The following is a 12,658-nucleotide window of genomic DNA, read 5'->3' as shown; positions in this document are numbered from 1 at the left end:
AAAGAAACTTTTCAGAAAATTCACATATTTTACTCGTTTATGGTTGAAAAAATGATTTGCTTAAAACTGCTTAGATAGGAAGTAAACCCGCTAGATTGCGATAAATAGGGGCAACTACTAGACGGTAAAACCATGAAAATTGTCCTTAAATATGGTAGAATACTGACTAAACAGAGCATAACGGTCACAAAAGGAGGAAGAGGACATGGCACGAAAAGTAGGAATTATTGGACTTGGACATGTTGGGGCTGCAGTCGCACATGGCTTGATTGCGCAAGGGGCATTTGATGATTATGTTTTTATCGATACGGATGAGGCAAAGATGGCTGCAGAAGCCATGGATTTTGCAGATGCAGCCGCAAATCTTCCCTATCATGCTACTATCCTTGTCAATGATTATCAGGCGTTGGCAGATGCGGACGTCGTGATTTCAGCCTTGGGCAATATCACCTTGCAGGACAATCCTCAGGCAGATCGCTTTGCCGAGCTTCCCTTTACGGCAAAAGAAGTTCCAGCAGTAGCTCAGCAATTAAAAGCGGTTGGTTTTAAGGGAATTCTAGTCGTTATTTCCAATCCTGTAGATGTAGTAACCAGTCTCTATCAAGAATATACTGGTCTACCAAAGGACCGTGTGATTGGAACTGGAACCTTGTTAGATACAGCTAGAATGAAGCGAGCAGTTGGCCAATATTTTTCACTTGATCCAAGAAGTGTGCAGGGCTACAATTTAGGGGAACATGGGAATTCCCAATTCACAGCTTGGAGTCAAGTGAAGGTAAAAGGGCAGGCTGTCTGTGATTTTCTCAGCGATACGGAGCGAGCGGATTTGGAAAAAACAGCTATTATGGGAGGGCATACCGTTTTTTATAGTAAGAAATTTACCTCCTATGGCATTGCAAGTAGCACGATTCGCCTTGTTTTGGCCATCGTATCAGATGCTCATGAAGAGTTACCAGTTTCTCACTACTATGAGCCTTTAGAGACTTATTTGAGCTACCCAGCCATTGTTGGACGGTCCGGTATTATTGAGCGCATTCAGTTGCAGTTGACAGCAGAAGAGGAAGAAAAGTTAGCAGCATCTGCTCGTTTTATTCAGGAAAAAGTTGTGGCTAGTCTGGGTAGACTTGACTAGTCATTGTCACTAAAGTGTAATATGAATGTGTTTCAGAATGTAGACAAACCTCACAATTCAGAAAAACATTACAATGATATTTCATTTTCTGTAGTTTTAAGGTTAGAAAATTTGCGAGTGTAGCGAGCATAATACCGCCGCCATCGCCGTGCTAAAAGTGGGAGTGAGACAGAAGTTGTGATTTCATCGAAATCGGTCATCCTCGCTCCTTTGTTTCTGGGCTCAGGCTAAAATAATCCACTGGATTATTTTACTCCGAAGGAAGTCGCTGATGTCCGAAAGCACATGAGGATGGTGGCAATAAAAAGACTTTTTCTTCAAGCTGTAACATGAATATGTTTTCATAGAGGAAAGTCGCTTCTGATTTTATGGTATAATGAAACAAACAAGAAAGGGATCAATCATGCAATTACAGACAAAGGCAAGTCAATTAACTGGAAAACTGCGTGTACCTGGTGATAAGTCAATTAGTCATCGCTCGATTATGTTTGGAAGTTTGGCAGAGGGTGTGACCAAGGTTTATGGCATCTTACGGGGAGAAGATGTTCTCTCCACCATGCAGGTCTTTCGTGAGTTGGGCGTAGAGATTGAAGATAAGGGAGAGGTTGTGGAAATTCATGGTGTAGGCTTTCATGGGTTAAAAGCTCCCCAAAAGCCTCTTGATATGGGAAATTCAGGGACATCCATTCGCTTGATTTCAGGCGTTTTAGCAGGTCAGCCCTTTGAAGCAGAAATGTTTGGCGATGATAGTTTATCTAAACGCCCTATGGACCGGGTGAGCATTCCCCTTCGACAAATGGGGGTCGAGATGAGTGGTCAGACGGATCGAGATTTGCCACCACTGACCATAAAAGGCAAGAAAAATCTTCAGCCCATTCAGTATCAACTGCCAGTTGCTTCTGCACAGGTAAAATCAGCCCTGCTTTTTGCTGCCTTACAAGCAGAAGGGGAGTCTGTTATTGTCGAAAAAGAACGGACAAGAAACCACACAGAAGATATGATTCGTCAGTTTGGCGGTAAGATTGAGGTATCGGGTAAGGAAATCCGCATCACAGGTGGTCAGACCTTTACAGCCCAAGAGGTTCAGGTGCCAGGTGATATTTCAAGTGCCGCCTTTTGGCTAGTTGCTGGGCTTATTGTGCCCAATGCAAGGATTATCCTAGAAAATGTTGGGATAGCGGAAACCAGAACAGGAATTTTGGATGTGATTGAGGCTATGGGTGGAAAGATTAGTCTGAGTCAAGTAGATGAGCGAGCTAAATCGGCTACCATTACAGTAGAAACATCAGATTTACAAGCTACAGAAATTGCTGGAGAAATCATCCCACGCTTGATTGATGAATTGCCTATCATTGCTCTTTTAGCGACACAGGCAAATGGAACAACCATTATCCGTGATGCTGAAGAGCTCAAGGTCAAGGAAACAGACCGAATTCAGGTAGTAGCAAATGCCTTAAATAGCATGGGGGCAGCGATTACACCGACAGATGACGGCATGATTATCAAAGGGAAAACGCCGCTTCATGGGGCGACCATCAATACCTTTGGTGACCACCGCATTGGGATGATGACAGCTATTGCTAGCCTCTTGGTGCAAGACGGAGAAGTTCACTTGGAGCGAGCCGAAGCCATCAACACGAGCTACCCAAGTTTCTTTGATGATTTGCAGAAATTATTAGAGGAAAAATAGGATGCCGATTGTATTATTAGGATTTATGGGAGTAGGGAAAACAACCGTTTCCCAGCATATTCAGCGCCCCTTTTATGATATGGATAAGATTATTGAAGAAAAGATTGGCATGCCGATTGCAGACTTTTTTGCAAGAGAAGGAGAAGCAGCCTTTCGTAAGATCGAATCTGAAACCTTAGAAGAACTGTTAGAAATGGAAACAGATTGTGTCATCTCTACGGGCGGTGGCGTAGTCATCTCAGAAAAAAATCAGGACTTACTTCGTCAAAATCAAAAATACAATGTTCTGTTGACTGCTTCTTTTGAGGTTTTGTATCATCGAATCAAGCAAGATACCCTCTCCCAACGCCCCATTTTTTTGAACCATTCAAAAGAGGAATTTTATGGCATATATCAAAACCGGATGAAACTGTATGAAGGTTTGTCTGATTTAATCATCCATACAGAAAATCGTAGCCCAGAAGAGATAGCAAGGATAATCGAATGTATGTAGCATTTTTAGGTCCGAGAGGATCCTTTACACATCAGGTAGCCCAGCAGGCTTTTCCTGTAGACGAATTAGTGTCCTATGATACCATTACAGAAGTGATGAAAGCTGTTGAGCAAGGAGAAGTTGATTATTCGGTCATTCCAGTGGAAAATTCGATTGAAGGCAGTGTTCATGAGACGATAGACTACCTCTTTCATCAGGCGGACTTACAGGCAGTAGCAGAGGTGGTTCAACCGATTTTTCAGCAGTTAATGGTAACTGAACCCTCGAAAGATATTCAGGTGATTTACTCGCATCCGCAAGCTCTCGCACAGGGGAAAAAATACATTGAGGAACATTATCCGCAGGCACGGTTAGAAGCAACAGCCAGTACAGCCTATGCGGCGCGGTTTGTTGCAAGGCAGAAAAACCAGCCGTATGCAGCCATTGCTCCACAGGCAGCAGCTAAGGAATATGACCTTCACATTGTCGCTCAAGACATTCAGGAAATGAGTCAAAATTTCACACGCTTTTGGATTCTAGGTCATAGGACTGTGGTTCTTCCGCTTGTGCAAGGGATGAGAAAATGTTCGCTTGCTCTGACACTGCCAGACAATCTTCCAGGGGCCCTCTATAAGGCTATGTCAGTCTTTGCTTGGCGGGGCATTGATTTGACGAAGATTGAAAGCCGGCCTCTTAAAACAGCTTTAGGTGAGTACTTTTTTATCCTTGATGTGGCCCATACTCAGCCAGATTTACTAGCTTATGCTTTAGATGAATTGACAAGTTTAGGGATTACGTATAAAATTTTAGGAGATTATTTTATTTATCAGGCACAGTAAAAGGAAAATACCATGGCAAAACAGGACAGTAACCTCACTCATCATGAGGAATTACGATTAGATTATTTACAAAAAAATATTCATTATTTAAATGACAAAGAACGAAATGAATTGGCCTATTTACAGTATAAATGGGAGACGGGTCGTCCGCTTTTGTCACGGAAAAAGTCGTATATTCCTGAATATGAAGAGGATGAACGGGTAGAAGACTGGGAACCGTATAGAGAAGAGCAGGATGATTTTGAAGACGATTTTGTGGAAACAGAGGATGATATTCTTCCACCGTATCCACATAGAAGACGGTATTTCTCAACGGTTCGGTCAATTGACATTCCCAAAGCGAAGAAGGTTCGAAAGAAGAAAAAAGGACGGGTAAAACGCTTCTTCTTGGTTCTTTTTCTTGTGATTCTAGCAGTACTTGTCGGCATGGGTTTTATGTTTGTGAAGGGGATGGCCTCGGTCGAGCAAAGAGCAGCTTCTGAAAGATTTGCTGGGCAATCCTCGGCTAATGGAGTAAACATCCTTATTTTGGGTACCGATGGTCGAATCGGTGAATCATCTAGCATGACGCGAACAGATTCTATCATGGTGTTGAATGTCAATAATCGAGATAAAAAAGTGAAGCTGGTGAGTTTCATGCGGGATACTCTGATAGATATTGGTGGCAATGACTACAAGTTAAATGTTGCCTATACCTTTGGAGAACAAAATGGCAACCAAGGTGCGGAAAATGTTCGTGAAGTTTTGAAAGAAAATTTTGACATTGATGTGAAATACTATGCCTTAGTTGATTTTTCAACCTTTGCAACAGCCATTGACACCCTATTTCCTAAAGGAGTTACTATTGACGCACAATTCGCAACGGTTGATGGGCAGCCCGTCTCATCAGTAGATGTGCCAGACGATTTGAGAATGGAGAATGGCGTTGTGCCAAATCAAACTATTTCGGTTGGTCTGCAGCAGATGGACGGTAGGACCTTATTGAATTATGCCCGTTTCCGTAAAGATGATGAGGGAGATTTCGGTAGAACCAAGCGGCAGCAGCAAGTTTTAGCAGCTATCATGACTCAGGCGAAAGACCCAACTAAATTATTTACAGGAGCAGAGGCACTTGGAAAAGTCTATGCCTTGACCTCCACCAATATTCCTCAAACATTTATTGTCACGAATGGACTTTTTGCAACGCTTGATGCGCGAAATGGGATTGAGCAAACAACTATTCCAGCTATTGGAGATTGGGTGGATGAGTACGATGTTTATGGTGGTTTGGGCTTAAAAATCGATTTTGGAAAATACCAGAATCGCTTAAGTGAACTAGGCTTGAGATAATTCTCTATTTGAAAAAAATATGCTATACTAAAGGTCGGAATAATTGTTCTGACCTTTTTGTTTCTCGTCAAGAAATACTAAAACGTGCAATCTTGAAAAGAAAACAATGAGAAGAGCAGAATGTTGAATAGAAAGAAGACAGATGATTCAAAAAAATGATGTAGTAGAAGTAGAGATTGTGGATTTAAGCCATGAAGGGCTAGGAGTTGCCAAAATAGATGGCTTGGTCTTTTTTGTCGAGAATGCCTTACCTGGTGAAAAAATTCAGATGCGGGTGCTTAAGGTCACTAAAAAAATCGGCTATGGAAAAGTAGAAGAGCGGTTGACGACATCACCAGACAGAAATGAGGCTATGGATGCGACCTATCTCAGATCTGGGATTGCAGATTTGGGGCATTTGACCTATGAAGCTCAGTTAAAGTTTAAAACCAAGCAAGTAAAAGATAGTTTGTATAAGATTGCTGGTATCAAGGATATAGAAGTTCCTTTAACGCTTGGTATGGGGAACCCCGTTGCTTATCGAAATAAGGCACAAGTACCCGTTCGCCGTGTGAATGGTCAATTGGAAACAGGTTTTTTCCGTAAAAATTCCCATGATTTGATGCCGATTGAGGATTTTTATATCCAACACCCAGAAATTGACCAAGTGCTTCTAGCTGTACGTGATTTGCTACGCAGATTTGACATCAAACCCTATGACGAACAAGAAAAAACAGGTCTGATACGCAATGTCATTGTTCGTCGTGGTCATTATTCTGGAGAAATCATGGTGATTTTTGTGACAACTCGACCAAAGATTTTCCGCATAGAACAACTGATTGAGCTCTTGGTAGATCAATTCCCACAGATAACCTCTATCATGCAAAATATCAATGATAGGGCTACCAATGTGATTTTTGGTCCTGAATTCCGCCTCTTGTATGGTAAGGATTGTATTACAGATCAGATGCTGGGGAATCACTTTGAAATCTCAGCTCCTTCCTTTTATCAAGTCAATACTGAAATGGCAGAGCAGCTTTACCAAACGGCTATTGATTTTGCGGATGTTACACCAAATGATACCGTAGTTGATGCCTACTCTGGAATTGGAACGATTGGCTTATCTTTTGCTAAGCATGTCAAGAAGGTCTATGGAGTAGAAGTTGTACCGCAAGCGGTAGAAAATAGCCAGCGCAATGCAACCCTAAATGGCATTTCAAACGCTCACTATGTCTGTGACACAGCTGAAAAAGCCATGGCTAAATGGGTGCAAGAAGGTGTTCAAGCCACTGTCATTCTCGTAGACCCACCAAGGAAAGGTCTCACCGAGAGTTTTATCAAGGCGAGTTGCCAGATGAATCCAGACAAGATTGTCTACGTGTCCTGTAACGTCGCAACCCTTGCGCGTGATGTCAAACACTATGAAGAGCTAGGCTACAAACTTAGCAAGATTCAGCCCGTTGACCTCTTTCCGCAGACACATCACGTGGAGTGCGTAGTGTTGCTACAACGAAGCAAAGGGTAAAAATCCTTTATTTTAAGCACTTTTTCAAGCATTTTGTCTTTATTGAAAAGAGTGATTTTGACATAAAAAAGGTGCAAAAAAAGTACATTGATGTGAACGTCTGTTTGGATGTCGACTGCGTAGACAAAAAATAGATACGTCATATAATAAATAAGTGAGAGAACATACGAAGTTCTCTCTTTTTATTGGCTCTATAATATCTGTAGTGGGTACGCCCGCCACAGAGATTATGGAGCCTTTTTCAGTGTAGAAAAAAAGTTCCATATGACCTATAATGAAAAGCGACAAAACTATCATTTAGAAAGACTCATATGGAACAACTAAATCTTATCACAAATTTTCTCAAAATGAAAGACAAAAATATCACTATCACTAATGAATGCGACATGGGAACACACTTAGAACTCCACGGTCACTTGGATTACACAGCCCCTAAATGCCCTTCCTGCAAAGGACAAATGGCTAAGTACGACTTCCAGAAAGCCTCTAAAATCCCCTACTTAGAAACTGCTGGCTACCCGCTACTTATCCGCCTTCGAAAGCGTCGTTTCAAGTGCAAGGAATGTGGGAAAATAGCGGTCGCTGAAACTCCTATTGTTAAGAAAAACCATCAAATCTCTGTCGCTGTCAACCAGAAAATCGCACAATTACTCATCGAAAAGCAAGCAATGACACATATCGCACACAGACTTTCCATCTCAACATCTACAGTTATTCGAAAACTCAATGAGTTTAAGTTTGAAACGGATTGGGGTAAGCTTCCAGAAGTCATATCCTGGGATGAGTATGCCTTCAAGAAAGGGAAAATGAGCTTTATCGCTCAAGATTTTGACACAAATAACATCATCGCTAGAACGCAAGCAACCATCCGAAATCACTTTCTGAGATACCCTAGAAAGGTCAGAAACCGCGTTAAAATCATCACTATGGACATGTTTAGCCCCTATTACGCCCTCGCTAAGAAGCTTTTTCCGAATGCCAAAATAGTGCTTGATCGCTTCCACGTTGTGCAACATCTCAGCCGTGCTATGAACCGTGTCCGTACCCAAATCATGAATGCTTTTGACCGCAAATCGCATGAATACAAGACGCTCAAACGCTACTGGAAACTGGTACAACAAGATAGCCGTAAACTCAGTGACAAGCGGTTTTATCGCCCAACCTTTCGCATGCATTTGACCAATAAGGAAATCTTAGACAAGCTTCTATCCTACTCAGATGAGTTACGACAACATTATGAACTCTATCAACTTCTTTTATTCCATTTCCAAGAGAAGAATTCAGATCATTTCTTTGACCTAATTGAGCAAGAAATAGCCACTGTTAACCCTATTTTCCAGACGGTATTTAAGACGTTTCTAAAGGATAAGGACAAGGTTTTAAACGCTTTGGAATTGCCTTATTCCAACGCTAAATTGGAAGCTACCAATAATCTTATCAAAGTCATTAAACGAAATGCCTTTGGATTTCGGAAGATGAAAACTTCAAAAAGCGGATTTTGATTGCCATCAATATCAAAAAAGAGAAGACCAACTTGGTCCTCTCTAGATGTTAGCTGACATCTACCCACTACAGTTGACAAAGAGCCTTTTTATTTTAGTAAAAAGAAATGGAGAAAATATGCTAAAAGATGAACAGGACAGCCGTCAAATGATGATGGCTTTTTTGGTTGCTGACATGCAGGTTGATATAGCTCAAGCTAGTGAAATTGTAGCTGACCTTGAGGAAGCGAAATTAATTCAGATTAATTCAAATGGGAATGTGATAATAAAAGAATTGGAGGGAGACTCATGAAACGAATCAGCGCTAATCACTACCAAACCTCAGAGCGTTATTATAAATTGCCAAAAATCTTATTTGAGAGCGAACGATATAAGGATATGAAACTAGAAGTCAAAGTGGCGTATGCTGTCTTAAAAGACCGCTTAGAGCTATCTCTTAGCTCAGGTTGGATTGATGAAGATGGCGCTATCTATCTGGTTTACTCAAATGGTAGTTTAATGGAGCTGTTGGGCTGCTCCAAGTCTAAATTGTTAACCATCAAAAAATCGTTGAGAGACTACGGATTGATTGAGGAAGTCCAACAGTCGTCTAGTGAAAAAGGCCGACTAGCCAATAAAATTTATTTGGGAGAACTGGAATATGATCAGACCCCCGTCTTAAATTCAGTCAGGGGTGGTGTTAAAAAAACACGGGGCCAGTCTCAAAAACAGCCGGGGCCGGTCTTAAATTCAGCCCCTAGTGAGACTGAAGATAGTGAGACTAATAGGAGTGATACGAAAGATAGTGATTTTATTTTAGAGGATGAGGAGGAAAGGAATTCTAAATTCTTGAAACGAAAAGTAGAAAAAGTGAGCCAGTATGACAAAGACTATATCTGGGGCTTGGTTCATGCTCAATTGCGAAAAGAAGGCTACACACAAGGAGCAGCGGATGTAGCCATGCTTCACTTTGAGAAGCGCTATGAACTAGCCCTTTCCCATATGCGATTTGCGAGGAGCGCAGAAATGATTGCGGACTATGTCTTTAATGGGATACTTGTTGAAACCAATAAGGAGTTAAGAAGGGGGGATAAATGATGATTGATTGGATATTAGTTGTGCTATTGTTGATTTCATTGGTATATATACGGTTTTTGAAATCATCAGGTTAGAATATAAAGCTGGATTGTGTGAAGAGGAGGAATGATGAAGTTTTTTGACTTATTTTCAGGGATAGGTGGCTTTCGAATGGGAATGGAGCTTGAGGGCCATAAATGTATCGGCTTTTGTGAAGTAGATAAGTTCGCAAGAAAATCCTATAAAGCCATGTACGAGACGAAAGGAGAGGTAGAATTTCATGATATTAGACAGATCACAGACCAAGACTTTAGACAATTTAGAGGGCAAGTGGACATCATCTGCGGGGGCTTTCCTTGCCAAGCATTTTCACTCGCAGGCAGACGATTGGGATTTGAGGACACTAGAGGAACTCTCTTCTTTGAAATTGCTCGAGCGACCCAACAAATCCAACCACGTTTTCTATTCCTTGAAAACGTCAAGGGCTTACTCAGTCACGACAAGGGCAGGACGTTTGGAACAATCCTTTCCACGTTGGATGAGCTGGGGTATGATGTTGAATGGCAAATCCTTAACAGTAAAGATTTCGGGGTTCCCCAAAACAGGGAGCGGGTCTTTATTATCGGACATTCTAGAAGATACCGTCCCCGATTCTTATTTCCTTTCAGACGAGAAGGTAGCTCAGCTCGTCTTAAACGACTAGGCAATGTCAATCCGTCAGGTAAAGGCCTGAATGGAGAGCTTTATTTGACTTCAGGTCTAGCTCCCACTTTAGTGAGAGGCAAGGGAGAAGGAACTAAGATTGCCATTCCAGTTCTAACACCAGACAGACTTGAAAAGCGCCAGAATGGGCGGAGATTTAAAGACAATCAAGAAGAGATGTTCACCCTAACCAGTCAAGACAGACACGGGGTAGTGGTGGCTGGAACCTTACCAACTTCCTTTGTCCAGACTGGACGAGTTTATGATGTGTCGGGCTTATCTCCGACCCTCACCACCATGCAGGGTGGAGACAAAGTCCCAAAGATTCTCTTGCGAGAAGAACTCCCTCATTTGAAAATTAAGGAAGCCACAAAATTGGGGTATGCCAAGGCTACACTCGGCGATTCCGTCAACCTTGCTTACCCAGAGTCCACAGAACGCAGGGGCCGGGTCGGTAAAGGAGTATCCAACACCTTAACCACGTCTGACAACATGGGAGTGGTGGTGGCTGCTCTTGAATACCGTAAGGACAAGTGGTATGAGGTAACTGGCATTCTCATTGATGACAAACTCTATCGCCTGCGCATTAGACGACTTACCCCTAGAGAGTGTTTTAGACTTCAAGGTTTCCCTGATTGGGCCTTTGAGAAAGCTGAGAGCGTATCAAGTAAAAGCCAATTATACAAACAGGCTGGAAATAGCGTCACAGTGCCTGTGATTCAAGCCATCGCTAAAGAATTAAGAAAGATTGAGGAAGAAGAACATGAAATTATTACATAAACAAAGTATTTTAGGCCTACAAGATCTGGATGAAGCAATTCATCATGCTGAAATGGATCAGCTTATGTTAAGGATTCTAGAATTGCCCAATTATGACTGCGACATCTTTGTGACAGTTGAAGATGAAGCCCACAAGGTGAGGAAGGAGTCTCAAGCTTTTGAATCAAACCTACATCGGATTTTTGATGTTGTGGAAGCACAAGACATTAAAAATGGTGTCGATGCTTTTTTGACATCAGACCATCATTTAGCCTTCAGGGCTTATGGGCAAGGCTATACATCTGAGGGAAAAGATGGGCTACTTACAACCCTAGTTACCGTTAAGTGTTATGGTGAAGGCATGACTCCTATCGATATGGGTAAGGTTCTTGGTGCTCCTAGACAAACCTTGGACCAGCCACATATCTTGTGAGGAGGTTCTATGATTGAGATTTACCTAGGAAGAAATACCAAACGAAATCAGGAACTCATTGATTGGTTAGAGGATTACGGAGTTGCCTATACCTGTGTAGAACCCTCTCAGATTACTCGAGAGATCATCTTCAATTTGTTTTCGAAAACCAGTGATTGTTTTGACCTCTTGTCACCATCTTTCTTACGTTATAAACGGCAAAATAATATGCGTTTGAATGATTTCATCTATTTAGTCCTTCAAAGGTCTGAACAGAATCTTCGACTGCCTTTGATTGTCTATAAGGGAGTAGTCTATCCTGATATAACACTAAAAGAGATGCGAACCTTTCTACCAAGAGAGGTGAAACGTCAGTTTTACCAAACTAGTCTCTTGACACAGGTGACATCATAAGGAGAGAGTATGAACGAACGTTTTTGGGAAAATGTAGAAATCCTTATTTCAGAAAGGGGACTCACTTGGGCAGAATTGGCTCGAAAACTATTTAGGGGACAGTATGTTTACCCCAGTGAATTTAATCGCCTCTATCAAACCTTCCGCCATTATCGCTCACATCGTCTCATGCCGCAAGCCAAATGGGTTGAGAGAATCGTGGTGGTCTTAGGTATTGATTACGAAGATTTGTTTAGGAGGTAGAAATGATACGGTTATTGATGATATACGGTGCGATTCATCTCAATGTGCTCTTAATCAGTCTGTTTTTGCTAGGAGATTTGGATGGTGGCTTGTTACTGCTTTTCCAAGTGGGGTTTCTTGTGATGATGTGTTGGGACTGGTTGCGTCATGGCAAAGGAGGACAGATCATATCATGGAAGAAGAGAGCAGGTTGGGTACTGCTAGGTATCTTCTTTATGGTCATTTTATCTCTTTTAGTGAGTTTGTTGGCTTCAGAAGTTCCACACAATCAAGCACGGCTCATGGAGGTTCAAAGTCAAGTCCCTTTGGTGTCTTTTCTCTTGTTCTTATGGAATGCCAGTATCGCAGAAGAATACTGTTACCGAGAACTATTATGGAAACAGATGAACTATCCGCTTCTTCAGATAATTGTAACGAGCTTTCTTTTTGCCTTCGCTCATCATCCTTCTAGTTTGGCTACTTGGCTGAGTTATGGGAGTTTGGGACTAGTCCTTGGCATGGTTCGCTTAAAAACAGACAATCTAACCGCTATCTTTCTTCATATTGCTTGGAATGGTCTTGTTCTGACTCTTTCTCTGCTGTGATAAACAAATCAAGGGTGCTT

General features: G+C 41.8%; 14 protein-coding genes. All 14 read left to right on the top strand.

Going from position 1 to position 12,658, the window contains the following annotated elements; all coding sequences use genetic code 11:
* The first annotated feature begins 205 nt into the window (after positions 1–205).
* The 14 genes from A4H00_RS11140 to A4H00_RS11075 all read left to right on the top strand — a co-directional run bounded on the left by A4H00_RS11140 (position 206) and on the right by A4H00_RS11075 (position 12,638).
* A complete protein-coding gene (locus A4H00_RS11140; RefSeq protein WP_067091205.1) occupies positions 206–1,132 on the top strand; it encodes an L-lactate dehydrogenase in 927 nt (308 codons plus the stop codon).
* 403 nt (positions 1,133–1,535) lie between these two features.
* Positions 1,536–2,822, top strand: a complete 1,287-nt coding sequence (gene aroA / locus A4H00_RS11135) for a 3-phosphoshikimate 1-carboxyvinyltransferase (RefSeq protein ID WP_067091642.1) — start codon at positions 1,536–1,538, stop codon at positions 2,820–2,822.
* Position 2,823: 1 nt separating this feature from the next.
* Positions 2,824–3,315 carry a shikimate kinase gene (locus A4H00_RS11130; RefSeq protein WP_067091202.1) on the top strand — a complete coding sequence of 164 codons (492 nt, stop codon included), beginning with the start codon at positions 2,824–2,826 and terminating at the stop codon, positions 3,313–3,315.
* Positions 3,306–4,133: a prephenate dehydratase gene (pheA, locus tag A4H00_RS11125; RefSeq protein WP_067091198.1), complete on the top strand. Its 828-nt coding sequence runs from the start codon at positions 3,306–3,308 to the stop codon at positions 4,131–4,133. The genes A4H00_RS11130 and pheA overlap by 10 nt, the downstream gene beginning before the upstream one ends.
* A 12-nt stretch (positions 4,134–4,145) precedes the next feature.
* Complete coding sequence (locus A4H00_RS11120; protein ID WP_067091193.1) at positions 4,146–5,462, top strand: LCP family protein; 1,317 nt, start codon at positions 4,146–4,148, stop codon at positions 5,460–5,462.
* Positions 5,463–5,604: 142 nt separating this feature from the next.
* A complete protein-coding gene (gene rlmD, locus A4H00_RS11115; protein WP_067091190.1) occupies positions 5,605–6,966 on the top strand; it encodes a 23S rRNA (uracil(1939)-C(5))-methyltransferase RlmD in 1,362 nt (453 codons plus the stop codon).
* Between the two features lie 311 nt (positions 6,967–7,277).
* Positions 7,278–8,521 (top strand): ISL3 family transposase gene (locus A4H00_RS11110; protein ID WP_099092179.1). Its coding sequence is split into 2 segments (ribosomal slippage): positions 7,278–8,442 and positions 8,442–8,521, totalling 1,245 coding nucleotides; the frame shifts between segments, so codons are not numbered across the junction.
* Positions 8,522–8,586: 65 nt separating this feature from the next.
* The gene (locus A4H00_RS11105) at positions 8,587–8,760 is read left to right on the top strand and encodes a hypothetical protein (RefSeq protein WP_167541364.1); all 174 of its coding nucleotides are present in this window, start codon (positions 8,587–8,589) and stop codon (positions 8,758–8,760) included.
* On the top strand, positions 8,757–9,545 hold the full coding sequence (locus tag A4H00_RS11100; RefSeq protein WP_067091182.1) for a replication initiator protein A: 789 nt from the start codon (positions 8,757–8,759) through the stop codon (positions 9,543–9,545). Before A4H00_RS11105 ends, A4H00_RS11100 begins: the two co-directional genes overlap by 4 nt.
* A 108-nt stretch (positions 9,546–9,653) precedes the next feature.
* Complete coding sequence (gene dcm / locus A4H00_RS11095; protein WP_067091178.1) at positions 9,654–11,006, top strand: DNA (cytosine-5-)-methyltransferase; 1,353 nt, start codon at positions 9,654–9,656, stop codon at positions 11,004–11,006.
* Positions 10,990–11,418 carry a hypothetical protein gene (locus A4H00_RS11090; RefSeq protein WP_067091175.1) on the top strand — a complete coding sequence of 143 codons (429 nt, stop codon included), beginning with the start codon at positions 10,990–10,992 and terminating at the stop codon, positions 11,416–11,418. Before dcm ends, A4H00_RS11090 begins: the two co-directional genes overlap by 17 nt.
* A 9-nt stretch (positions 11,419–11,427) precedes the next feature.
* Positions 11,428–11,811, top strand: coding sequence for a hypothetical protein (locus tag A4H00_RS11085; protein ID WP_067091170.1), 384 nt, complete (start codon positions 11,428–11,430; stop codon positions 11,809–11,811).
* A 9-nt stretch (positions 11,812–11,820) separates the two neighbouring features.
* A complete protein-coding gene (locus A4H00_RS11080) occupies positions 11,821–12,054 on the top strand; it encodes a hypothetical protein (protein ID WP_067091167.1) in 234 nt (77 codons plus the stop codon).
* A 2-nt stretch (positions 12,055–12,056) separates the two neighbouring features.
* The gene (locus A4H00_RS11075; RefSeq protein ID WP_067091163.1) at positions 12,057–12,638 is read left to right on the top strand and encodes a CPBP family intramembrane glutamic endopeptidase; all 582 of its coding nucleotides are present in this window, start codon (positions 12,057–12,059) and stop codon (positions 12,636–12,638) included.
* The last annotated feature ends 20 nt before the right edge of the window (positions 12,639–12,658 follow it).

Source organism: Streptococcus marmotae (assembly GCF_001623565.1).
GTDB classification, from domain to species: domain Bacteria; phylum Bacillota; class Bacilli; order Lactobacillales; family Streptococcaceae; genus Streptococcus; species Streptococcus marmotae.
This window is presented reverse-complemented; position numbering and strand designations above follow the sequence as displayed.

Excerpts from the sequence above, each read along its gene's own strand:
- A4H00_RS11140 (WP_067091205.1), top strand. The coding sequence starts at position 206 with ATGGCACGAAAAGTAGGAATTATTGGACTTGGACATGTTGGGGCTGCA.
- aroA (WP_067091642.1), top strand. The coding sequence starts at position 1,536 with ATGCAATTACAGACAAAGGCAAGTCAATTAACTGGAAAACTGCGTGTA.
- A4H00_RS11130 (WP_067091202.1), top strand. The coding sequence starts at position 2,824 with ATGCCGATTGTATTATTAGGATTTATGGGAGTAGGGAAAACAACCGTT.
- pheA (WP_067091198.1), top strand. The coding sequence starts at position 3,306 with ATGTATGTAGCATTTTTAGGTCCGAGAGGATCCTTTACACATCAGGTA.
- A4H00_RS11120 (WP_067091193.1), top strand. The coding sequence starts at position 4,146 with ATGGCAAAACAGGACAGTAACCTCACTCATCATGAGGAATTACGATTA.
- rlmD (WP_067091190.1), top strand. The coding sequence starts at position 5,605 with ATGATTCAAAAAAATGATGTAGTAGAAGTAGAGATTGTGGATTTAAGC.
- A4H00_RS11105 (WP_167541364.1), top strand. The coding sequence starts at position 8,587 with ATGCTAAAAGATGAACAGGACAGCCGTCAAATGATGATGGCTTTTTTG.
- A4H00_RS11100 (WP_067091182.1), top strand. The coding sequence starts at position 8,757 with ATGAAACGAATCAGCGCTAATCACTACCAAACCTCAGAGCGTTATTAT.
- dcm (WP_067091178.1), top strand. The coding sequence starts at position 9,654 with ATGAAGTTTTTTGACTTATTTTCAGGGATAGGTGGCTTTCGAATGGGA.
- A4H00_RS11090 (WP_067091175.1), top strand. The coding sequence starts at position 10,990 with ATGAAATTATTACATAAACAAAGTATTTTAGGCCTACAAGATCTGGAT.
- A4H00_RS11085 (WP_067091170.1), top strand. The coding sequence starts at position 11,428 with ATGATTGAGATTTACCTAGGAAGAAATACCAAACGAAATCAGGAACTC.
- A4H00_RS11080 (WP_067091167.1), top strand. The coding sequence starts at position 11,821 with ATGAACGAACGTTTTTGGGAAAATGTAGAAATCCTTATTTCAGAAAGG.
- A4H00_RS11075 (WP_067091163.1), top strand. The coding sequence starts at position 12,057 with ATGATACGGTTATTGATGATATACGGTGCGATTCATCTCAATGTGCTC.